Raw genomic sequence first — 21,863 nt, forward strand, 5'->3', positions numbered from 1 at the left:
GTGCCCATTTGGATTGACAATCCGGCATTATCCTTTATAATGGTAAAGTACTGAGTTAAAAACGCTCCCGCCCCTTTTCAGACATCGAGGGCGGGTACAATTTACAGATAGAGAGGAATTACTGTTATGAAAACACAGGCTTTGAAGGGTATGCGGGACCTGCTGCCCGCTGAGCAGACCCTGCGCGACTACATTCAGGGCAAGATTCTGGAGACCTACCGCTCTGCCGGCTTCGAGCGCATCTCCACGCCTATGCTGGAGGATATGGAAAATCTGGACAAGTCCGACGGCGGCGACAACCTGAACCTGATCTTCAAGGTGCTCAAGCGCGGCGACAAGCTGACCGCCGCCCTGAACACCGGCGACCCCAAACAGCTGTCCGACATGGGTCTGCGCTACGACCTTACTCTGCCGCTGAGCCGCTACTACGCCGCCAACAAGGATAAGCTGCCCAGCCCCTTCAAGGTCATCCAGACCGACCGGGTGTTCCGCGCCGAGCGCCCGCAGAAGGGCCGTCTGCGCGAGTTCGTGCAGTGCGACATCGACATTCTGGGCGATGCCTCCCCCAACGCCGAGGTGGAGCTGATCGACGTGACCACCCGTGCACTGCTGAACATCGGCTTTACCGGCTTTACCGTTAACATCAACGACCGGCGCATCCTGCGCGGGATGCTGGAGAGCATGGGCTTTGCCGCCGATACGCTGGACTCCGTCTGCATCACCTTTGACAAGATGGACAAGATCGGTGCCGAGGGCGTGAAGGCCGAGCTGACCGAGAAGCAGCTGCCGGAAAGCGCCATCCAAGCACTGGCAGACTTTATCGCCGCCGGGGACGTAACGCTGGACGCTGTGGCTGCCCGCTGCGCCGACCCCGCCATTGCCGATGACCTGAAGTATGTGCTGGCTACCGCCAACACGCTGGCTGCCGGACGCTATCAGGTAGCTTACTGCCCCAGTCTGGTGCGCGGTCAGGGCTACTACACCGGCATGGTGTTCGAGGTGACCTGCCCGCAGTTCAGCGGTGCTGTGGCAGGCGGCGGACGCTACGATAACATGGTGGGCAAGTTCCTTGGCGTGCAGGTGCCCGCCGTGGGCTTCTCCATCGGCTTCGAGCGGGTGTGCGGCATTCTGCTAGAGCAGGGCTACCAGATCCCCGGTGCAAAGCAGAAGATCGCCCTGTTGTACGGCAAGGACGTTGACTTCCCTGCTGTGCTGAGCAAGGCCGCCGCGCTGCGCGAGCAGTACAACGTCACCGTGCTGCCGCAGGGCAAAAAGCTGGGCAAGCAGCTGGGTCAGCTGGAAGCCGCAGGCTTTGCGGGCGCAGCCTTTATGGACAAGGACGAGGTAAAGATCTTCGCCCAGCAGTAAACCGCCCTGGCAGAGCAAAGCATCTTTTCAAGCCTGACGATTTGAATGGTCTCCGCTTGCGCTCTGACCATTTTCAGCGGAAAGATTATTTTATGATCTGTGGCTCAGAAACGTCTGCGGACGTTTCTGAGCCACTTTTTCACAGGAAGGGCCGCAGAGAGCAGCGGCATCTGAAGCCAAAAGCAGCCGTCATAACCAAAAAGCAGCCCCGCCGGTGCTCCGGCGGGACTGCTTTTGTGCATGATAGTGTATTTTTAGAACTCGATCTTGCTCTCGATGTAGCTCTTCAGCTCACTGATGGGCATACGCACCTGCTCCATGGTGTCGCGGTCACGGACGGTGACACAGTTGTCTGCAGCAATGCCCTTGGCCTCGTCGCCCACAGTGTCAAAGTCCACGGTGATGCAGTACGGGGTGCCGATCTCGTCCTCGCGGCGGTAACGCTTGCCGATAGAACCGGTATCGTCGTAGTCCACCATGAAGTACTTGCTCAGCTCGTTGCGGATCTCCATGGCCTTGTCGCCCAGCTTCTTGCTCAGGGGCAGCACAGCGCACTTGTAGGGAGCCAGAGCCGGATGCAGACGCAGCACGGTGCGGATATCCTCCTTGCCCTTGCTGTCGGTCAGGTGCTCCTCGTCGTAAGCCTCGCACAGGAAGGCCAGCGCCACGCGGTCGCAGCCCAGAGAGGGCTCGATGACATAGGGGATGTAGTGCTCGTTGGTCTCGCTGTCGAAGTACTCCAGGCTCTTGCCGGAAGCCTCCTGATGGCGGGTCAGGTCGTAGTTGGTACGGTCTGCAATGCCCCACAGCTCGCCCCAGTCGGTGAACGGGAAGGCGTACTCGATATCAGTGGTAGCACGGCTGTAGAAGGCCAGCTCTGCGGGCTCGTGGTCACGCAGGCGCAGATGCTCCTTCTTGATGCCAAGGCTCAGCAGCCAGTTCTCGCAGTAGTCCTTCCAGTAAGCAAACCAGTCCAGATCAGTACCGGGCTTGCAGAAGAACTCACACTCCATCTGCTCGAACTCGCGGGTGCGGAAGGTGAAGTTGCCCGGGGTGATCTCGTTGCGGAAGGCCTTGCCCACCTGACACACACCGAAGGGCAGCTTGCGGCGGGTGGTGCGCTGGATGTTGGCAAAGTTGACAAAGATGCCCTGTGCGGTCTCGGGACGCAGATAGCAGGTAGAGGAGCTATCCTCGGTCACACCGATGGCAGTCTTGAACATCAGGTTGAACTTGCGGATGGGGGTAAAATCATGCTTGCCGCAGACGGGGCAGACGATATCCTCGTGCTCTGCGATGAAAGCATCCATCTCGTCAAAGCTCATGGCGTCCACGTTCACCTCGGGGTGCTCCTCCCCGATCAGCTTGTCGGCGCGGTGGCGTGCCTTGCAGGCGCGGCAATCCAGCAGGGGGTCCGAGAAGCTGGACACATGGCCGGTGGTCACCCAAGTCTGGGGGTTCATGATGATGGCAGCATCCAAACCCACGTTATAGGGGCTTTCCTGCACAAACTTTTTCAGCCATGCCTTTTTGACGTTGTTCTTGAACTCCACGCCAAGGGGGCCGTAGTCCCAGCTGTTGGCCAGACCGCCATAGATCTCGGAACCGGGGAACACATAACCACGGTTCTTGCAAAGATTGACGATCATGTCAAGGGTCTTTTCGCTCTGTTCCATTGTAGTACATCCTTTCCGTCCGCGGCTGGTTTGCCGTGTCGTATCGTGTTGTGTTCCGGCGGTTTTCCCCACCGCCGGGCGTGCTTGTGGCTTGCGCAAGCACAGTATATTTACTGTACCATGTTTTGCCCCGCTTGTAAAGCCCGGCAAACAGTTCAGCTGCGCTCTGTCAGGTATTTTACCAGCAGGCGGTACAGGGTATCCGGGTCAATGGGCTTGGGCAGGTGCTCATTCATGCCGGCTTCCAGTGCCCTGTTGCGATCCTCTACAAAAGCGTTGGCCGTCATGGCAAAAATGGGGATGGTCTTTGCATCTGGGCGGTCCATGGCGCGGATGGCGCGGGTGGCCTCGTGGCCGTCCCGCACCGGCATCATCACATCCATCAGGATGGCGTCAAAGCCGCCCACCGGCGAGGCTGCAAAGGCTTCCACCGCCTGCTGTCCGTCGGCGGCTTTGGTCACCTTTATGCCCACATCGCCTAGCAAAAATTCCATGATCTCCATATTCAGGGCGTTGTCCTCGGCCAGCAGCACCCGCCGCCCCTGCAGCACGGCAAGGTCTGTCTGCTGCCGCTCCGGCTCTGCAGTCGCGGCATTATCAACGGCAAAAGGCAGGGTGATGGTATAGGTGGTGCCCACGCCCTGCTTGCTTTCCACCCCGATGGTGCCGCCCATCTTGTCCACAAGGCTTTTGGCAATGGACATACCAAGGCCGGTGCCGCCGTATACCGAGCGTGCCCCGGCATTCTCCTGTGCAAAGGGTTCGAACATCCGCTTCTGGAACTCCTCGCTCATGCCGATGCCGGTGTCCGCGCAGACAAAGCAGATCTGCACATTGTCCCCATTGCTGCTCAGCTCAAAGCAGTCCAGCATCACCCGGCCTTTTTCCCGGTTATACTTGATGGCATTGCTGAGCACGTTCATCAGCAGCCGCTTGACGTGCAGTGGGCTGCCCACCAGCCGGGGATGCGGCAGCCTGCCGTATTCCCGGTGCAGCACGATTCCGCGCTCTGCCGCCTGTTTTTCCAGCACGTCTGTGACCTCGTGCATCAGCTCAGGCAGATCAAAGGGCACACTTTCCAGCACGACCTCGCCGGACTCCAGCTTGCCCATGTCCAGCACCTCGTTCACCAGCTCCAGCAGCAGGGTGGAGGCCTCCCAGATCTTTTTGCGGCAGTCGGCCTGCCGTGCCATATCCTCCGGGCAGCGGTCGCCGATCTCCACCATACCCCGGATGCCGTTGATGGGGGTGCGGATATCGTGGCTCATACGCTGCAAGAACTCAGTTTTGGCAAGGTTTGCGCTCTCTGCTTTCAGCGCAGCCGCCTTGAGGGTCTCCTGGTACTCCTGCTCCCGGCGCAGCTGCTGCTCCCGGTAGCGCCGGGCGGTCTTGCCGCGCAGCAACTGTAGCAGGAATAGAACGACCATGTAAGCAAAGGCAGCCATGCTCACATCGCGCATGGTAGAGACATATACCTCCTGCTCCGGGCGGTAAACATAGATATAAAAACTGCGTCCCTGCCCTACGATGCCGTAGGCGTACTGCTGCCCGGTGGCGCTGTGCACATGGATCACGCCGCCATCGGTGCTGCGCGCCTTTAGGGCAGAAAGGGTGGGGTTTTCGTCCACGGTGGTATCCAGCAGGGCGGTATCGTTGCTGGCCACAATGCGGTCACCACGGGTCACCACGATGGTGCCGTCCACAGCGGGGTTATAGCCCTGCACGCAGTTCTGGTAGGAAAGGCTGTAATTGCGCACATATTCTGCCGTGGTGCAGTAGTACACCACGAGCACCCCGTCCCCGTCCTTTCGGGCACAGGCTGCGGTGTCCACATAGGAGCAGTCCTCCTTTTCCGTCCGTCCGGCGTAGACCTGCTCCGGGTGGTCGGCCACTTTCAGCACGATAGAACCGGCCAGCTCCGCTTCCATCTGTTCCCGGATCTGCGGGTCAGCCGTCCGGCCATCCTGTGAGGCACCGCACAAGATTTTGCCCTCTGCCGAAAGCACAAGGATGCCGCTGAGGGTATAATCCTGCAAATATTCTTCCATAGCGGCATCGTCCAGCACCCGCCCGGGGTTTTCCTGCTGGTCCCGGGCGATCTCGCTGCACAGATGCTGCGCGTTTTCCATCATCCGCATCAGGCTTTTGGTCTCGGAGGCAAGGTTCAGGTTATCGTAGCCGGTGCACTGCTCCTTAACATAGCTGATGGTATCCTCAAACTGCTTTTCTGCGTTTTGCAGGTCGCTGTGCGCCGAAAGCCCCAGCACACCGCCCAGCAGCAACAGTCCCGCAAGCGCACACACCATAATGAACTGCTTCTGGTTGAAAACACTCTGGTTCTTTTCCATTCCGTCACGCATGGGTGCCGTCCTCCAGTCCATCCAGATAGTGCTCGGGGTCGTCCAGATAGCGGCTCACGATCTGGCGGACGGTACCGTCTGCCAGCATCTCCTGAAACACCTCCGTCAGCTGCTGCGGCAGGTCATCGCCGCGATTTTTGGCAAAAGCCACACCCAGCCGCGCCGTCATCAGCGGCTCCGACAGAATGCGGTATTCTACGCTGTAATCTTTCATAAACTGCCGGATGGCGCTTTCGTGGGCAGCTAAAGCATCCGCATAGCCCTTGATCAGGGTGGTGTAGAGCAGATCCCGGTTCTGCAGGGAATACAGCCTGCGCAGCCGGGGCAGACCATTCTGCTCTGCGTTCAAAAACAGTTCCTCCGGCTTTGTGGTGGACTGCACCGCCACTACCTTGTCGGCCAGATCCTGCAGGGTGTAGATGTCGCTGTCAGAGCGCACCGCCACCACCTGACGGCTGTACAGATAAGGCCCTGCCCAGTGGTATTCTGCCTCGCGGCCATCCATGGAAAAGCTGCCCCAGATGCAGTCGATGGTGTCGTTTTCCACCAGTTCCTTCTTCTTTTCCCAGTCGATGGTCACAAATTTCACCCGGTAGCCCAGCCGCTTAAACGCCTCGGTAGCCAGTTCCACGTCAATGCCGGTGGGTGCACCGTCCGTGCCCATATAGTTGAAGGGCGGGTAGTTATCGCTGCCCACCACGATGACTGGCATCGCTGCCGTATAGCTATCGGCTTTTCCGGTATTCAGGCAGCTGCAAAGCAGCGCCGCGCACATTGCCAGCGCCAGCAGACAGGCCGCCAGCCGCAGTCCTCTTCTGTGTTTTTTCATGGTTCTTCCATCCTGTGTTTTTTGCTGCTTTTTGTAATAGAATGCTCCACGCTATCAGTATAATAAAAACTGTTCCAAAAGAAAAGCCAAAAATTGCTTTTCCGGCAGGTTTTACATGTTTCTGTAAAAAGAGCTCCCGGAGCGTCTGCGAACGCTTCGGGAGCCAAAAAATGATCCTTTACTTATGATACTTCATGCCTGCATTGATGGTACAGGCGCGGTAGATCTGCTCGGTGAGCACCAGCCGTGCCAGCTGATGGGGCATGGTGATACGTCCCATGCTGAACTTGAGGGCAGCGGCCTTTTTCACCTCGTCGGACAGGCCGTGGGAAGAACCGATGACAAAGGCCACATCCCCTGCCCCGCTGCCTGCGCGCTGCGCCAGAAACTGCGCCAGTTCATCGGAGGAGATCTGCTTGCCCTCAATGCACATGGCTACAATGGCAGCCCCCTTGCGCACATTGGAAAGGATGGCCTTGCCCTCCTTATCCAGCGCCTTTTTCACCACGGCATCCGAGGCGTTTTTCTCCTCGATCTTTTCCTCCGGCAGCTCAAGGATGCGGAAAGCGGCAAAAGCCGCCAGCCGCTTCTGGTACTCTGCCACGCCCTCGGCAAAATATTTGGCGTTCAGCTTGCCCACACAGATCAGTTCGATATTTTGCATAACTGCTTCCTCTTTTCAGGATAAACGATTTAAAATTGTCTCCGCTTCGCTCTGACAATAACAGCGGAAAGAATATTATTGTTTTCGGGGAAACGGTGCGCCTGCGGGCGCTCCGTTTCCCCTATCTTCACAAGAGGGGACTTTTCGGAGCGGCAGTGAATCGCTGCTGTCAAAACAAGGCAATGCCGTTTTCCGCTACGGCCCCTTTCGTGAAAATGCAAATCAGAAAAGGCCGCAGCCTTTTCTGATTTGCTGAATAAAAATAACATTTCCGCTAAGAATGGCAGAGCGAAGCGGAGCCATTTCTCAATAAAAAGCGTTTTACAGCAGGCTCATCTGCTCGCCCTCGTCCTCGGCGCGGATCAGTGCACCGGTGGCGGGCAGGCTGCGCACGCGGTAGCGGTGGGGATTTGCCAGCTCCAAGGTATCCGCCGGCACCACCGAGGCGATGGTCTGGTTCTTTTTCAGGGTAACCACTGCCACGCCCTGACTGTCGCGGGTGGTCTTGGCGGCGATCTGCGCCGTGCCCACCAGCAGCATCCGGCTGGCGCTGGTGCGGATGGCAAGCTCGGTCTCCTCCGGTAGGTAAAGCAGCTTTGCCAGCGGCTCCTTATCGCTGTACGCTTTCAGCAGCTTGCGGCGGTTCTGCTTGGTGGCGTAGGAGCTGAGCGGAATCTTGGCGCACTTGCCGCTGGCAAAGAAGAACAGCATAAAGCCGCTGTAATCGCCGGTGATGACCATGCTCAGCACGTTTTCGCCCTCGTCCATGCCCAGCCGTCCCGGGATGAAGATGCCCATCTGGGCCACCTTGCCGTCCTCCAGCTCTGCCAGACGCACCTTGTACACCTGCTGCTTGTCGGTAAAGAACAGCGCCTCCACGTTGTTGCGGGTCTCCAGCTGCTGGATGATCTCGTCGCCCTCCTTCAGCTTGTGAGCACCGGCGGTGCGCAGGCTCTGGGGCGGGATCTTTTTAAAGTAACCCTCCCGGGTAAAGAACACGGTCACCGGGTAGTCCGGCACAGCTTCTTCCTCGGCGGCGGCGTCCTCCTCGGGCAGGTCATACAAGATCTCACTGCAACGAGGTTTGCCGTATTTTTTCGCTACATCGTTCAGTTCATTGATGATGATGCGGCGGATGCGGGCAGGCTTTGCCAGCACATCGTTCAGGTCGGCAATGTCCTTTTCCAGCTGCTCGATCTCGCCGGTGCGCTTGAGGATGTATTCCCGGTTCAGATGGCGCAGCTTGATCTCTGCCACATAGTCCGCCTGCACCTCGTCGATGCCAAAGCCGATCATCAGGTTGGGCACCACCTCGGTCTCCTCCTCGGTGGTGCGGATGATGCGGATGGCCTTGTCGATATCCAGCAGGATAGCGGCAAGACCCTGCAACAGGTGCAGGCGCTTTTCCTTGCCGTGCAGGTCATAGTAGGTGCGGCGGCGCACGCACTCAACGCGGAAGGCCGTCCACTCCTTCAAGATCTCCCGCACGCCCATGACCCGGGGCTGACCGGACACCAGAATGTTGAAGTTGCAGCTGAAGCTGTCCTCCAGCGGGGTGGCCTTGAACAGTTTTGCCATCAGCTTGTCGGCATCCACGCCGCGCTTGAGGTCCAGCGTCAACTTCAGGCCGTTCAGGTCGGTCTCATCGCGCATATCGCTGATCTCCTTGACCTTGCCGGTCTTGACCAGCTCCGCGATCTTGTCCATGATGGCCTCCACCGTGGTGGTGGGCGGGATCTGGGTGATCTCGATCATATTTTCGCCGGGCACTGCGTTGTAGCGGGCACGTACCTTTACGCTGCCGCGGCCGTTCTCGTAAATTTCACGCATCTGCGCTTCATCGTACAGAATCTGGCCGCCGCCCACAAAGTCCGGGGCGGGCATGGTGGTGCCGATATCGTGGTGCTCGTCCTTCATCAGCGCCACGGTGGTGGCGCACAATTCTGCCAGATTGAAGGAGCAGATGTTGCAGGCCATGCCCACCGCAATGCCCAGCGTATTGTTGGCCAGAATGGTGGGGAAAGTGACCGGCAGCAGGGTGGGCTCGGTGGTGGTGCTGTCGTAGTTGGGCACAAAGTCCACGGTCTCTTTGTCGATATCCCGGAACAGCTCCTCGCACACGCCTTCCAGCTTTGCCTCGGTGTAACGGGCGGCAGCGCAGGACATATCCCGGCTGTACGCCTTGCCAAAGTTGCCCTTGCTGTCCACAAAGGGCACCAGCAGACTCTCGTTGCCGCGTCCCATGCGCACCATGGTATCGTAGATGGCGGCATCGCCGTGGGGGTTCAGGTGCATGGTGCTGCCCACGATGTTGGCAGACTTGGTGCGTGCGCCCTTGAGCAGCCCCATCTCGTACATGGTGTACAGCAGCTTGCGGTGCGCCGGCTTGAAGCCGTCGATCTCCGGCAGCGCGCGGCTGACGATGACGCTCATGGCGTAGGGCATATAGTTGGTTTCCAGCGTGCGGGTAATGGGGTCCTCCAGCACGCTGCCTGCGTTTAAGATTTCAACGCCGTCGCCCAGCTGCGGGCGCACCGGCTTTAAGGTTTTCTTGGTCGATTTTTTTGCCATTGTGTTTCCTCATACTGTCCAGAGGCCGTGATTCAGGCCTTTGAGAAGCATTGCTGCTACCCACGCCCTCATCCGGCTCGTAAACTCGCCACCTTCCCCCGTCCGGGGGAAGGCTTTGGCACGGTATCGTTCTGTTTATCAGGACACGTCCAGATCATCCAGATACTCTGCGCCGTGCTGGGCGATATGCTCCTTGCGGCCTGCCAGATTGTCGCCCAGCAGGATATCGAACACCTGCGCGGTCTGCACCACATCGGTGGGCATTACTTTAATAAGGCGGCGGCTTTCCGGGTTCATGGTGGTCAGCCACATCATCTCGGGGTCGTTCTCGCCCAAGCCTTTGGAGCGCTGGATGGTGTATTTTTTGTCCCCGATCTTTTCCAGAAAAGCGGCCTTTTCCGGCTCGGTGTAGGCGAAATAAGTGCGATCCTTCGTGCTGATCTCGTACAAAGGCGACTCCGCGATATACACATAGCCCTTGTTGATCAACGTGGGAGTAAGGCGGTAGAGCATGGTCAACACAAGGGTGCGGATCTGGTAGCCGTCCACGTCGGCATCGGTACAGATGACGATCTTATTGAACCGCAGGTTTTCGAGGTTAAAGGTAGCCAGTTCCTTGTTGTGCTTGCCGCCCAGCTCCACGCCGCAGCCCATCACCTTGATGAGGTCCACGATGACGTCCGACTTGAAGATGCGGGCATAATCCGCCTTCAGGCAGTTCAGAATTTTGCCGCGAATGGGCATGATGGCCTGATATTCGCTGTCCCGGCTGGACTTGACCGCGCCCATAGCCGAGTCGCCCTCCACGATATACAGCTCGCGGCGGGCGGCGTCCCGGGTGCGGCAGTCTACGAACTTCTGCACGCGGTTGGCTAAGTCGATTTGCGTAGAGAGCGTCTTTTTGATGCTCTGGCGCGTTTTTTCCGCGTGCTCGCGGCTCTGCTTGTTCACCAGCACCTGCTGGCAGATCTTCTGAGCCTCCTCCGGCTTTTCCAGAAAATACACTTCCAGATAATGCTTGAGGAAGTCGGTCATAGCCTGCGAGACAAATTTATTGGTGATGGCCTTTTTGGTCTGGTTCTCGTAGCTGGTGCGGGTGGAAAAGCTGGAGGATACATATACCAGACAGTCCTGCACGTCCTGAAAGCTGATGGCGCTCTCGCCCTTTTTGTACAGGTTCTTTTCCTTCAGGTACTTGTTGATCTGGTAGACAAAGGCAGTGCGCACCGCGTGCTCCGGGCTGCCGCCGTGCTCCAGCCACGAAGAGTTGTGGTAGTATTCCAGCAGCTGTACCTTATTAGAGAAGCAAAAAGCCGCACCCATGCGCACCTTGTAGTCCGGCTGGTCCTCACGGTCCCGGCCCACAGCCTCGCTCTCGCAGCTGAACACGGGGGTTAGGGTGTCCTCCCCTGCTACTTCTGCCACATAATCCGCGATGCCGTTCTGGTAGCACCAGCTTTCGTGCCACGGCTTGCCGGTGGCGGGGTCCTTTTCCTTTTCATCGGTAAAGTTGAGGGTAAGCCCGGCGTTGACCACAGCCTGACGGCGCAGCACATCTTTATAGTAGCTGCCGGGCACATCGATATCGGTAAACACCTCATCGTCCGGCTTCCAGTGGATGATGCTGCCGGTGCGGCGTCCCTTGTAGGGTTCCTTTTGCAGGCCGCCCACGTTCTCGCCCTTTTTAAAGTCCAGATGGTAGTGGTAACCATCGCGGTAGATATCGGCGGTCATCCACGCCGAGGCGTACTGTGTGGCGCACAAGCCCAGACCGTTCAGACCAAGGCTGAACTCATAGTTATCCTCGCCCTCGCCGTACTTGCCGCCCGCGTACATCTCGCAGAACAGCAGTTCCCAGTTGAAGCGTCCCTCGCCGTTGTTCCAGTCCACGGGCATACCGCGGCCAAAGTCCTCCACGATGACGCTGCCGTCCTTGCAGCGGGTCACGTTGATGGTATCGCCGTGACCGTCGCGGGCTTCGTCGATAGAGTTGGACACGATTTCAAAAATCGAGTGGGCACAGCCCTCCACACCGTCTGAGCCAAAGATGACTGCCGGGCGCTTGCGCACACGGTCGGCGCCCTTTAACGAGGTAATACTCTCGTTGCCATATTCCTGTTTTCTTGCCATGCTGCTCCTCCCGTCCCGCCGCAGCTGTGCCGCGCAGGACGTCCTGTAATCAAAGCAAGCGCCCGCCCTATCTATTATATAAGAAATATAACAGCATCTCTGGGGCATAAGCGCCTGCGTTCTTTTCTTTTATTAAACCATAGGTTGTAAAACTTGTCAAATATTCTTTCTGTCTTTCCCTGTGCAGCCCTCTGGCGCGAAAACCGCGAAAAAAGTCGTTCTTATTTTGTGCGCAAAGACGTCATAAAACAAAAACTTTTCAATTTTTTCAAAAAAGTTTGCATTTACCCCTTTACAAAATCGAAATTTCAGGTATAATAATCATCGTCCGGTGCGCCTCTGTAGCTCAGTCGGTAGAGCAGGGGACTGAAAATCCCCGTGTCATTGGTTCGATTCCGATCGGAGGCACCAGCAAAGGAAACCCATCAGGGTTTCCCAATATGCGGCCGTAGCTCATCTGGTAGAGCGCCACCTTGCCAAGGTGGAGGTAGCGAGTTCGAGCCTCGTCGGCCGCTCCATTAAGGAGCAGCAACAGTTGCTCCGGTATGGCCCGGTAGCTCAGTTGGTTAGAGCACCAGCCTGTCACGCTGGGGGTCGTCGGTTCGAGCCCGATCCGGGTCGCTCGTCGGAATGTCAGTCGTTTGTCTGGCAGTCTTACAAGTAAGACCGCCGTAACAAACTCTGAAATTCCTCCTCTTCCCCACAAAATCTTGCTTCGCAAGCTTTCGCGGGGGCCCCGAAATTCGCAAGAATCGCTCGGGAGGGTGCAGGGACAAATGCACCGAATATGCGGCCGTAGCTCATCTGGTAGAGCGCCACCTTGCCAAGGTGGAGGTAGCGAGTTCGAGCCTCGTCGGCCGCTCCATTGGAGTGGTATTCATCACTCCCTATATGGTGACGTGGCCAAGTGGTAAGGCAAGGGTCTGCAAAACCCTCATCCACCAGTTCAAATCTGGTCGTCACCTCCAAAAGATTCCCGGAAGCTTCGGCTTCCGGGATTTTTTGTTTTGTACTGTCCCCTGCCGACCGCAAGGCCTCTGACTGTTTAGCCTGTACTTCTTGGGGTGCCGGATTTTTCATTTCTGATATAGACGGCAGCCGTGTGTCCTCGACCTTTGCAAAGAGATTCCACCACAAGGAATACGGGCGGCACCTTCTGCCGGAAAATTAGCGCTCATAAACATTCCAGTTTTTTCTTGACAACATTCTGTATGCGTGCTATTTTAAATTTTGTCAATTAGCTTATCCTAACCATCTGAGGGGTCTCGCCCCGCAGGTTTTTCTTTGCGCGCAATGTTAGGGGCGGCTAACTATATGGCAACGGTTTTCTGCCATTGCGATGAAAGGAGCATTTTCATGAGAACAAAGAAATTTCTTTCCCTGCTGCTGTCGGCGGCTATGGCGCTCAGCCTGCTGACCGCTACCGCCTTTGCAGCAGCCCCCGCCGAGGAGGAAAACGGCATTTTCGATTTTCTGCTGGGCAAAAAGTACACCTACCTCTATGCTGCCCTGACTTGGAATGAGTACTGGGCAAACGAGAAGGTCTATGCTGCCGGCAACGCTGCCGCCTCTGCACAGCTGGACAGCCACGAGGAGCACGACCTTGGCGCATTTGATGCGGTCTCCCGCGCTACCGCCAACCACGGTCTGCACCGCGGCAGCTTCCAGAGCACTGCTGTGATCTACGCCAAGGACGGCAGCAGCTACACCGTTTCCCACTGGTCGGACGATGGCAAGACCATCTATCTGGCCGATGGCACCACCGCGGGCTGGAACCGGGGCACCATTACCAAGGCCGACGGTTCTACCGTGCAGATGGACCACTACGAGGTGCTGGGCACCAAGTATGTGCCGGTGCGCGTAGCTACCAGCGACCTTGCAGATTTCTGCTCCAAGTACACCGTGGTGGAAAACGGCGGCCAGCTGGTGGGCGGCTACTCTGAAAAGAACCTGACCGCCTACACCCTGACGGCTGCGGTGGATAAGAACACCAACGGTCTGAAGTACGCTACCAAGAGCGGCGATGGCTACACCTTCTCTGCCGCACACACCGGCACCGGTTCCGGCGTGGCAGAAGCCGCCCAGAAAGCTGCCGAGGGCCTTACCGTGAACCTGCGCAGCGGCAGTGACGTGGGCAGCTTTGGCGAGTTCATCCGTGTGGACCTGAACGGCAACTACGGCGAGCTTGGCTCCCGGATGCAGTCTGTGGTGTGGACCTACTACGGCAATGACAGCACCTACACCCACGCCAAGGCCTCCTATGGCACCAAGTTTGCAGCCGACAACTGGATGCACAAGTCCATGGGCATCCAGCTGGGTCTGAGCGATTCCGCCCGCTGCCAGCTGCCGGAGGGCACTGACGGCACCGGCTACTGGACCATTACCATCCGCGCACTGGGCTATGCCGACACAATGGTAAAGTTCCAGACCACTGCCGAGAACCTTGCCAAGCACGAACTGGCAAGCGATGCCGACCGCGCCGCCCTGCAGGCTGTGGTCGCCACGGCACAGAGCAAGGCAAAGGCTGCTTACACCGCCGACAGCTACGCCAATTTGGAAACCGAACTGGCCGAAAGCGTGGAGCTGCTGAGCCGCGAGACCCTGTATAAGGCCGCTGCACTGGAGCAGGTGACCCACCTGACCGATGCCGTGCAGAACCTGAAAGCTGCCTGATCCGGCAAAAAACAGAACACCAAAAAGGCAAGGCTGCTTATCCGTAAGCGGCCTTGCCTTTCCGTGTCAGGAGAAGATAGAATGAACAAGAAACAATGCAACACACTGCTGCCGCTGGTGCAGCTGCTCCCGGCGGTGGCGGCAGCGGCAGCTGTGCTTTTTGCCCTGCCCCGCACTGTGCCGGTGCTGGCTGCTGTGCCGGAAAGGCTGGCAGCGGTGGTGGAGCAGCCGATGGAGGTTTCTTCCTCCGAAGCGGAGGAAGAAGCCCTGCCCAAGCTGCCCTATGCCGACGGCGTTTACGTCGGCTCTTCCCGGGGCTACGGCGGTGCCGTCCGGGTACAGGTGACCATGGAAAACGGCAGCATCACGGAGGTGGAGATTCTGGACGCCTCCCATGAGACCAAGCAGTTTCTGCGGCGCGCCAAGCGGCTTTTGACCACCGTGGTGGATGCCCAGAGCTGGGAGGTGGATGCCGTTTCCGAGGCCACCTACACCAGCCGGGGCATTCTGGGCGCGGTGCAAAACGCCCTGACCGGCGAAGTGGTGAACAATCCCCTGCCGCCGCAGCCCAAGCCCGCCGCACCGCTGGTGGTGGAGGAATTTACAGCGCCCTCCACCTACCTTGACGGCATCTACACCGCCGAAGCCATAGGCTTTGAGGGCAAAATTACGGTGCAGGTCACAGTGGCAGAGGATAAGATCACGGATATCACGGTTTTGAGTGCTGAGGACGAGGAGGAATATCTTGCCCGGGCAAAGCGGGTCATCCCCGCCATTCTGGAGGGGCAAAGCCCCAATGTGGATGCCGTTTCCGGTGCCACCTACTCCTCCACCGGCATCCTGAACGCCGTCAAGCTGGCGCTGGCAAAGGCAGCGGTTGCCCCTGCAGAGGAAGCCGCCCCGGAGCAGGCAGCCTCGGAAGAAGTGGTAGAGGAAGCCGCGCCATCCGAAGCAGCAGAACCCGAGGAAACGCCGGTCACCGCGCCCACCGTGGAGGTGGTGCAGCCGGAGGAAAAGAGCACTGTTCCCGCGTGGCTCAAGGAAGTATGGCAACAGCTTTTCCCGGCAGATGCACCGGCATCCTCTGAACCGGTTTCCTCTGAGGAAGTGCTGTCCGCATCCGAAGCGGCGCTGCCGCCGGAGGAAGCCGAGACCGAACCTGAAACGGAAGGAGCAGCGGAATGAAATACAAAAACTTTTTCCTCCGGGCGGTGAACCTGCTGCTGATTCTGGGGGTACTGTGGCAATACCAGCAGGTAGCGCTGGTTCGGGCTGCGGCGGTAAGTCAGCGCAAGCAGGAGATTGCCGAAGTAGAAGCCTACAACGCTTCCGTTTTGCAAGCGCAGAGCGCTGCAGAGGCAGAGCAGAGCCAGAGCGGCTACCGGGACGGCACCTACGAGGGCAGCGCCTATGGCTTTGGCGATATTATCCGGGTGTCGGTGACCATCCAGAACGGCAAAATGACCGATATTGCGGTGCTGGATGCTTCCGGTGAGGATAAGCCCTACTATAAGCAGGCACTGCCTTTGCTGGACGAGATGCTGGCAGTACAGTCTGCTGAGGTGGATACCGTTTCCGGCGCTACCCTTACGGCAGAAGGACTTATCGGTGCAGTAGAGGACGCACTGGGAAAGGCGGCAGGATGATGGAAAAAACACAGACAAAGCCTTTGACGGCGGCGCAGCAGCGTCAGCGGGACAAAAAGCGCCGTACATGGCTGCGCGCTGGGGTGCAGCTGTTCTTCTTTGTGTCCATGCCGGGCGCATTCGTGGCCGGGTTTTCCGGGGTAAAGCAGATCTTTCTGCACATCGGTGCGGGCGAGGTACTCTCGGCAGATAGCTTCACGCTTTCCCTGCTGGGGCTGTGCGGCTTCACCCTTTTGTTCGATCGGTTTTTCTGCGGGTACGCCTGCGCCTTTGGCAGCTTGGGCGATGCCGTCTGGGCGTTTTCTGGCCTTATCCAGAAAAAGCTGCTCCACCGCAAAAAGCAGTTTCGGCTGCCGGAGCGTGCGGTGCTTTTGGGGCAGAAGGTCAAATATCTGCTGCTGGCAGGGCTGGTGGCGCTGTATGTGACCCGGCAGGAAAAGCTGCTGACCGGCACAAGCCCGTGGGAGGTATTTTCCCGTCTGACGGCTCTGCGTCTGCCGCCGGAGGGCTTCGGCGTGGGCATCGGGCTGCTTGTGCTCATTTTGCTGGGCATGGCAGTGCAGCCCCGATTCTTCTGTCAGTTCCTCTGCCCCATGGGGGCGGTGTTCGCCCTGCTGCCGGTGCTGCCCTTTGCGCGGCTGCACCGGCAGAGCGATGGCTGCATCCCGGGCTGTAACGCCTGTAAACAGCAGTGCCCGGTGTGCCTGAAGCTGGAGGAAAGCAGCCTGCGCAGCGGGGAGTGCATCGCCTGTGAAGCCTGCGTGGGCACCTGCCCCAAGCAGAACATCCACCGGTGGGATACCGCCTTGTGCAAGCACCGGTGGCTGCCGGTGCTGGGTAAGGCGCTGCTCTTTTTCTTGCTGGGCTGCTGGCTGGGCTTCTGCCGGTTTATCTGAAACAAAAAAGGGAGGCCGCCGCACAATATCGTGCAGCGCCTCCCTTTTGGCTAAGACAATTTTGAATGCCCTCCGCTATGCTCTGGGCATTTTCAGCGGAAAAACTATTTATAATTTCGGTACGCCGGAGCGTCTGCGGACGCTCCGGCGTTCCATTTTCACGGTAAAGGCTTCTGCTCCAGCAGGTCTGTCATGCTGCGCAGGCTGATGCCAAGGGTGGAAAGGTTATGCAGCATTGCGCTGGTAGCCGGGGGCAGAATGCCCAGTGCGCCCAGAAGGATGAGCGCGGAGTTGAAGCTGAGGACAAAGCGGTAATTGCTGCCCACCCGCTTTTGCAGGGCGTTGGCAATAGCTTTCAGGGTCACCAGCTCTTCCAGACTGTCGGCGCGGATGGTCACATCGGCAATTTCCCGGGCGATGGCAGCACCGGAATGGATAGCGATGCCGATATCTGCCGCCGACAAGGCAGGAGAATCGTTGATGCCGTCTCCGATCATCACCACCGTATGTCCCTCGGCCTTGGCGTCGCGGACAAAGGCAGCTTTATCCTCCGGCAGCACCTCTGCAAAGCAGCGGTCTACCCCCACCTGCGCCGCAATGGCGCGGGCGGTGCGGTCACTGTCGCCGGTCATCATGACAGTCTGGGTGATGCCCAGTCTCCGAAGCTTATGCAGCACCTGTGCCGCCTCCGGGCGCAGGGGGTCTGCGATGCAGATGACCCCTGCCAGCACCCCGGAAGCAGCCAGATACAGGTGGGAATACTGGGGGTCCAGCGCATCGAACTTTGCCTGTTCCCCTGCCGGGATGGTGCAGCCCTCGTCCTCAAAAATGAAGTGGGCGCTGCCGATGACCACCCGCGTGCCGCCCACCCGGCTGGCAATGCCGTGCGCCACGATATACTCCACCTCGGAGTGCATCTCCTCGTGGGAGATGCCCCGCTCCCTGGCAGCACGGACAACGGCGTTTGCCATGGAATGAGGGAAGTGCTCTTCCAGACAGGCGGCAAGCTGCAATACCTCCCGCTCCTCGCAGCCGGAGAAAGGCACTACCTGCACCACCTGCGGGGTGGCGTGGGTGAGGGTGCCGGTCTTATCGAACACGATGGTGTCTGCCTTTGCCAGCGCTTCCAGATACTTGCCGCCCTTTACGGTGATGTGGTATTCCCCGCACTCCCGCATGGCAGAGAGCACCGCCAGCGGCATGGAAAGCTTCAGCGCACAGGAGAAATCCACCATCAAAATGGAGATGGCGCGGGTGACGTTGCGGGTAAAGGCATAGGTAGCCACCGTACCGGCAAGGCACCACGGCACCAGACGGTCGGCCAGCTGCAAAGCCCGGTTCTCAGTGCCGGACTTGAGCTTTTCCGATTCCTCGATCATCGCCACGATCTTATCGTAGCGGTTAGCACCGCCTTCGGCCTTGGCCACAAGGACGCATTCGCCCTCTTCCACCACCGTGCCTGCGTAGACGGTGGCACCGGTGGTCTTGCGCACCGGCATGGACTCGCCGGTCAGGGCGGCCTGATTCACCATGGCTTCACCCTCCAGTACCATGCCGTCCAGCGGGATCATGTTGCCGGAGCGCACCACTACCTCGTCCCCGGCGTGAACGCGGGTCAACGGCACCAGCACCTCGCCCTGCGGGGTGCGCACCCAGACCTTATCCACGTTCAGTGCCATGCTGCGGGCAAGGTCATCCAAGCTCTTTTTCCTTGTCCACTCTTCCAGCAGGCTGCTCACCGTCAGCAGGAACATCACCGACCCTGCGGTGCTGTAATCGCCCCGCAGGAGGGAGGCGGTGATGCTGAGCGCATCCAGCACCTCTACTTCCAGCTTGCGGTGCAGCAGGCAGCGGATCCCCTTCCAGATAAAGGCGATGGAGCGCCACACCGTATATGCCGCCGCGATGGGCGCGGGCAGGAACACCTTGCGGAACACCCGGCCCGCCACAAGGTTGACCATCTTTTCCTGATATTCCTGATTGATTTTCCGGCTGTCGTGAGAGGTGACCAGCACCTCCAATTCTTCGTTGTCAAAGCGGTAGGCTGCCAGCAGGGCGGCGGCGTCCTTCCGGCTGCCCCGGTAGGTCAGCACCACATCTCCGGTGCGCTCGCAAACGGTGGCTTTCTGGATGTTCTCCTGCCCGTTCAGGTAGGCTTCCAGCACATCTGCCCGGTGCAGGGTCATGCGCACGGCGCAGACGTGCACCCGCATCCGTCCCTTACCTTCATGTAAGATCGTACATTTCATTGCTTTTCTTACCCCTCTGCGTAAAAAAGAGCCGCCTAAGCGGCGGCTCCGTTGCGACATATCACTCTGCGGTCTGCTCTTCTTCAGCCGTATCCTCGATGACCTCCTGTGCAGCCTCGGCAGCGCGGCTCTCGTTGATGGCCTTTGCATCGGCAAGGATGTCACCGGCCTCTTCCTGCACCTTATTCACGGTCTGCATGGTGCAGTCCTTCATCCGCAGCACCGCAGCGGTGGTCTGGGTGTAGACCTTTTTAGCGTCCTTGCTGGACAGCACCTTGAAACCGGCAGAACCGAACACCACACCGCCCAAAAACAGTGCAAGCTTTTTTGCATCAAACATATTTACCCCTCGTTTCTGTATTTTCCATCTGTGTGCCCACGCCCGGAGCGGGGCAGGCTCTTTATCTTTATATTGTAGCACGCTTTCGGGCTTTTTCAATAGTTTTCGACGATGTTAGGTCGCATTAACATTGTTAGCGGCCGTATTCCATCCCGCAAGCGCAATTCGCCGATGTACCGGTTCTTCAGCCTTCGTTACCATTTCTTTCTGTACCCGCAGACGCAGTAGAGTCCGCCGGGTCTCAAGACCCGGAAAACCTCCCGATAGGCAGCCTCCTTATCCGGGAACGCGTGAAAGCCGTTCAGCGACAAAACAATATCAAACGCGCCGTCCGCATACGGAAGTGCGCCCGCATCCCCCACCGGCTTGAGTGGCCGCACACCAAAAATCAGGTCTTATGAAATTCTACTTTTTGCGCAGCAGCTTACAGCAAAATCGTTCTTCCGTTTTTCCGCGCCGCTTTCATGGCAAACCGTACTGCATCACGGCCTGTCATTGGATCCACGATCCCAATCGTCAGATGTTTTGGGCTGCGCAGCAAACGCTTCCATCCTCTGCCAATCAGTTCCTGTGCATCTGCCCCTTCCAGCGTGACCGATACTTTTTGGCTCTTCCCCGGCATCAGCTCCGGCAGGGACAGCGGCAGACGCGCCGTGCACAGAGTGCCGCCCGCTGCATCCTCCAGATAAAGATTCACGGGCCAATCCCAATAGAACGGTGCTGCGCCCTCGTTTGCCACAGTCAGCTCTGCGGAAACGCCGTCTGCGCACAGGATCAGCTTTAGCTTTGTTATCCGGAGCCGATAGCCCAACCGCTTCAGCACGGCATTATATCCTTTTGTATCCTTTACCGGTGCCGTTTTTGGGCCCAGAAAGCTCATGTGCGACATTTCCAACAGGTGCAGCGTGCGGGAAAGATTTTGCTCCAGCATATCCTCCATGGAAAGGCTGCTGGTGAACTCGCCGCCCACCGGGGCATCCTGCCAGAGATCTGGCATAGGCGTCAGCGCATCGGGTTCATTGCCGTACCAGCCGCCCTCTGCGATCCATCCTAACCACTCCATGGTGTCTTGTTCCTCGCCGGTCATATCGTTATAAAGGCCGAGGCTTTGTTCGGCCGCGAAGCGGAACGGCCTGCGCATCAGCAGTTTCGCCGTAGGAAAAGCGGCAAGGTAATCTGCGGCATACTCGTCCCGGATCGTCTCGTCCGGCATGGCCACCAGGCCATCTTCACTTTTGATGTGCCACTCGCCCCAGTGGCCAAGGCTGCCCAGCTCCACATAGGAAACAAAGCCGTCCGTGCCCAAAAACTCCGCCAGTGCATAAAGCACACGGTGATGCGCTGCCCGGAACACCGCATTGGCATAGTTTGGAGAATAGCCTTTTCCATAATCTGTATCGTACCAGCTGCCATCCTTTGTCTGCGCATAAAGCCAGTCCGGTATATCCAGATGCGTCTCTTGTCCCGGCACATCGCAAACAAAGCGGATCACCAGATGGATTCCCTGCTCCCGCAGCGCGGCAAAGCCGTATTTTTCGCTGATCGTCTCCCACGCATAAACGCCCTCTTCCGGCTCTGCCTCCCGCCATGTAAGTTCCAGATAGCGGAGCGTTGCATCGCCAGCCTCTGCGGTATCGATCATCGGTGCGTAACCGATCTGAGCATTCGGAAATGCGCCGTCATCCGCAGCATAGGTTCTTGTTTTTGTGGTCGATGCGATCATTGCCACTCCCATCCCCAGCAGACAGAGCCCTGCCGCCAGGATCTTTGATATTTTACCCATGATACTCCCCGTTGTACTGGATGAGGGTGACATCCTGCACCCCATTTACAGCACGGATACGGTCCGCAAATTCCATATTGGGGTCTTTGCAGAATACCTCTACCGCCATCTCGGTATTTTCGCCCCGCATGGTCTTGGATTTGACTGCATACTTGATGCGTCCCAGTGCCCGGACGATATCATCTCCGGCCTCAGTACCCACATAGTGGATCACCGCAATGTACACCCGGCCTTTAGCCTGCCAGTGGGAGAACAAATAGATCATGGCGATCATGACAGCCGCCGTGACCAGCCCCAGTGCATACATTCCGGCGCCCGCCGTGATGCCCGTAGTGATAGACCAGAACAGGTACAACAGATCCAGTGGGTCCTTGACTGCGGTGCGGAAGCGGACGATGGACAATGCGCCCACCATACCAAGGGAGATGACCACGTTGGTACTGATGGCCAGCGTGACCATGCAGGTAAGCACGCACATTCCCACCAGCGTTACCGCAAAGCTGCGGGAGTATACTACGCCCGTATAGAATTTGCGGTAGACCAGATAAATAAGGATGCCCAGCGCCAGCGCCGCCAGCAGCGCCACCGCAAGCTTAGGCGCATCGTACTGGATAAAGGCATTCAGGACAGATTTTTTGATAAAGTCTTTTGTGCTCATGGTTCATTGTATTCCTTTTC

The 21,863-nt window shown here is 58.2% G+C and carries 16 protein-coding genes and 5 tRNA genes; 10 read left to right on the forward strand and 11 right to left on the reverse strand.

The window, feature by feature from the left end:
• Window positions 1–126: 126 nt before the first annotated feature.
• The gene (gene hisS / locus MTP39_RS09750; RefSeq protein WP_249240384.1) at window positions 127–1,368 is read left to right on the forward strand and encodes a histidine--tRNA ligase; all 1,242 of its coding nucleotides are present in this window, start codon (window positions 127–129) and stop codon (window positions 1,366–1,368) included.
• A 254-nt stretch (window positions 1,369–1,622) separates the two neighbouring features.
• On the opposite strand, the gene MTP39_RS09755 is transcribed toward hisS, so the two are convergent.
• The 6 genes from MTP39_RS09755 to MTP39_RS09780 form a co-directional block, all read right to left on the reverse strand.
• A complete protein-coding gene (locus MTP39_RS09755; protein WP_249240385.1) occupies window positions 1,623–3,044 on the reverse strand; it encodes a glycine--tRNA ligase in 1,422 nt (473 codons plus the stop codon).
• Between the two features lie 155 nt (window positions 3,045–3,199).
• The gene (locus MTP39_RS09760; RefSeq protein WP_249240386.1) at window positions 3,200–5,404 is read right to left on the reverse strand and encodes an ATP-binding protein; all 2,205 of its coding nucleotides are present in this window, start codon (window positions 5,402–5,404) and stop codon (window positions 3,200–3,202) included.
• Entirely contained in the window at window positions 5,397–6,233 is an 837-nt protein-coding gene (locus MTP39_RS09765) for a substrate-binding periplasmic protein (protein ID WP_249240387.1), read from the reverse strand. The genes MTP39_RS09760 and MTP39_RS09765 overlap by 8 nt, the downstream gene beginning before the upstream one ends.
• Before the next feature lie 178 nt (window positions 6,234–6,411).
• The gene (rlmH, locus tag MTP39_RS09770; RefSeq protein WP_249240388.1) at window positions 6,412–6,897 is read right to left on the reverse strand and encodes a 23S rRNA (pseudouridine(1915)-N(3))-methyltransferase RlmH; all 486 of its coding nucleotides are present in this window, start codon (window positions 6,895–6,897) and stop codon (window positions 6,412–6,414) included.
• Window positions 6,898–7,218: 321 nt separating this feature from the next.
• Entirely contained in the window at window positions 7,219–9,468 is a 2,250-nt protein-coding gene (locus MTP39_RS09775) for a DNA gyrase subunit A (RefSeq protein ID WP_249240389.1), read from the reverse strand.
• A 138-nt stretch (window positions 9,469–9,606) separates the two neighbouring features.
• Window positions 9,607–11,598 carry a DNA gyrase/topoisomerase IV subunit B gene (locus MTP39_RS09780; RefSeq protein WP_249240390.1) on the reverse strand — a complete coding sequence of 664 codons (1,992 nt, stop codon included), beginning with the start codon at window positions 11,596–11,598 and terminating at the stop codon, window positions 9,607–9,609.
• A gap of 335 nt (window positions 11,599–11,933) precedes the next feature.
• On the opposite strand from MTP39_RS09780, the gene MTP39_RS09785 reads away from it, so the two are divergent.
• From MTP39_RS09785 to MTP39_RS09825, 9 genes are all read left to right on the forward strand, one after another.
• Window positions 11,934–12,009 (forward strand) — tRNA-Phe (locus tag MTP39_RS09785).
• 31 nt (window positions 12,010–12,040) lie between these two features.
• Window positions 12,041–12,116, forward strand: a tRNA-Gly gene (locus tag MTP39_RS09790).
• 29 nt (window positions 12,117–12,145) lie between these two features.
• Window positions 12,146–12,219 (forward strand) — tRNA-Asp (locus tag MTP39_RS09795).
• 168 nt (window positions 12,220–12,387) lie between these two features.
• Window positions 12,388–12,463: transfer RNA gene (locus MTP39_RS09800), tRNA-Gly, on the forward strand.
• Window positions 12,464–12,491: 28 nt separating this feature from the next.
• Window positions 12,492–12,566 (forward strand) — tRNA-Cys (locus tag MTP39_RS09805).
• 388 nt (window positions 12,567–12,954) lie between these two features.
• A complete protein-coding gene (locus tag MTP39_RS09810; RefSeq protein WP_249240391.1) occupies window positions 12,955–14,271 on the forward strand; it encodes a penicillin-binding Tp47 domain C-containing protein in 1,317 nt (438 codons plus the stop codon).
• Between the two features lie 81 nt (window positions 14,272–14,352).
• Window positions 14,353–15,456, forward strand: a complete 1,104-nt coding sequence (locus tag MTP39_RS09815; RefSeq protein ID WP_249240392.1) for an FMN-binding protein — start codon at window positions 14,353–14,355, stop codon at window positions 15,454–15,456.
• Complete coding sequence (locus MTP39_RS09820; RefSeq protein ID WP_249240393.1) at window positions 15,453–15,917, forward strand: FMN-binding protein; 465 nt, start codon at window positions 15,453–15,455, stop codon at window positions 15,915–15,917. Before MTP39_RS09815 ends, MTP39_RS09820 begins: the two co-directional genes overlap by 4 nt.
• Entirely contained in the window at window positions 15,914–16,813 is a 900-nt protein-coding gene (locus tag MTP39_RS09825; RefSeq protein WP_249240394.1) for a 4Fe-4S binding protein, read from the forward strand. Before MTP39_RS09820 ends, MTP39_RS09825 begins: the two co-directional genes overlap by 4 nt.
• Before the next feature lie 158 nt (window positions 16,814–16,971).
• Here MTP39_RS09825 and MTP39_RS09830 read toward each other — a convergent pair whose 3' ends face one another.
• The 5 genes from MTP39_RS09830 to MTP39_RS09850 all read right to left on the reverse strand — a co-directional run bounded on the left by MTP39_RS09830 (window position 16,972) and on the right by MTP39_RS09850 (window position 21,843).
• The gene (locus MTP39_RS09830) at window positions 16,972–19,062 is read right to left on the reverse strand and encodes a heavy metal translocating P-type ATPase (protein ID WP_249240395.1); all 2,091 of its coding nucleotides are present in this window, start codon (window positions 19,060–19,062) and stop codon (window positions 16,972–16,974) included.
• 61 nt (window positions 19,063–19,123) lie between these two features.
• Window positions 19,124–19,402 carry a DUF6110 family protein gene (locus tag MTP39_RS09835; protein WP_249240396.1) on the reverse strand — a complete coding sequence of 93 codons (279 nt, stop codon included), beginning with the start codon at window positions 19,400–19,402 and terminating at the stop codon, window positions 19,124–19,126.
• Window positions 19,403–19,596: 194 nt separating this feature from the next.
• Entirely contained in the window at window positions 19,597–19,782 is a 186-nt protein-coding gene (locus MTP39_RS09840; RefSeq protein ID WP_330221057.1) for a class I SAM-dependent methyltransferase, read from the reverse strand.
• Between the two features lie 44 nt (window positions 19,783–19,826).
• The gene (locus tag MTP39_RS09845; RefSeq protein WP_249240397.1) at window positions 19,827–21,125 is read right to left on the reverse strand and encodes a DUF4832 domain-containing protein; all 1,299 of its coding nucleotides are present in this window, start codon (window positions 21,123–21,125) and stop codon (window positions 19,827–19,829) included.
• A gap of 52 nt (window positions 21,126–21,177) precedes the next feature.
• Window positions 21,178–21,843 carry a DUF4956 domain-containing protein gene (locus MTP39_RS09850; protein WP_249240398.1) on the reverse strand — a complete coding sequence of 222 codons (666 nt, stop codon included), beginning with the start codon at window positions 21,841–21,843 and terminating at the stop codon, window positions 21,178–21,180.
• Window positions 21,844–21,863: the final 20 nt, after the last annotated feature.

Origin of the sequence: Faecalibacterium sp. I3-3-33 (assembly GCF_023347295.1) — a bacterium.
Taxonomy (GTDB): domain Bacteria; phylum Bacillota; class Clostridia; order Oscillospirales; family Ruminococcaceae; genus Faecalibacterium.

Coding starts and splice junctions, on each gene's coding strand:
- MTP39_RS09810 (WP_249240391.1), top strand. CDS start 12,955: ATGAGAACAAAGAAATTTCTTTCCCTGCTGCTGTCGGCGGCTATGGCG.
- MTP39_RS09775 (WP_249240389.1), bottom strand. CDS start 9,468: ATGGCAAAAAAATCGACCAAGAAAACCTTAAAGCCGGTGCGCCCGCAG.
- MTP39_RS09850 (WP_249240398.1), bottom strand. CDS start 21,843: ATGAGCACAAAAGACTTTATCAAAAAATCTGTCCTGAATGCCTTTATC.
- MTP39_RS09780 (WP_249240390.1), bottom strand. CDS start 11,598: ATGGCAAGAAAACAGGAATATGGCAACGAGAGTATTACCTCGTTAAAG.
- MTP39_RS09755 (WP_249240385.1), bottom strand. CDS start 3,044: ATGGAACAGAGCGAAAAGACCCTTGACATGATCGTCAATCTTTGCAAG.
- MTP39_RS09815 (WP_249240392.1), top strand. CDS start 14,353: ATGAACAAGAAACAATGCAACACACTGCTGCCGCTGGTGCAGCTGCTC.
- hisS (WP_249240384.1), top strand. CDS start 127: ATGAAAACACAGGCTTTGAAGGGTATGCGGGACCTGCTGCCCGCTGAG.
- rlmH (WP_249240388.1), bottom strand. CDS start 6,897: ATGCAAAATATCGAACTGATCTGTGTGGGCAAGCTGAACGCCAAATAT.
- MTP39_RS09845 (WP_249240397.1), bottom strand. CDS start 21,125: ATGATCGCATCGACCACAAAAACAAGAACCTATGCTGCGGATGACGGC.
- MTP39_RS09760 (WP_249240386.1), bottom strand. CDS start 5,404: ATGCGTGACGGAATGGAAAAGAACCAGAGTGTTTTCAACCAGAAGCAG.
- MTP39_RS09835 (WP_249240396.1), bottom strand. CDS start 19,402: ATGTTTGATGCAAAAAAGCTTGCACTGTTTTTGGGCGGTGTGGTGTTC.
- MTP39_RS09830 (WP_249240395.1), bottom strand. CDS start 19,062: ATGAAATGTACGATCTTACATGAAGGTAAGGGACGGATGCGGGTGCAC.
- MTP39_RS09820 (WP_249240393.1), top strand. CDS start 15,453: ATGAAATACAAAAACTTTTTCCTCCGGGCGGTGAACCTGCTGCTGATT.
- MTP39_RS09825 (WP_249240394.1), top strand. CDS start 15,914: ATGATGGAAAAAACACAGACAAAGCCTTTGACGGCGGCGCAGCAGCGT.
- MTP39_RS09765 (WP_249240387.1), bottom strand. CDS start 6,233: ATGAAAAAACACAGAAGAGGACTGCGGCTGGCGGCCTGTCTGCTGGCG.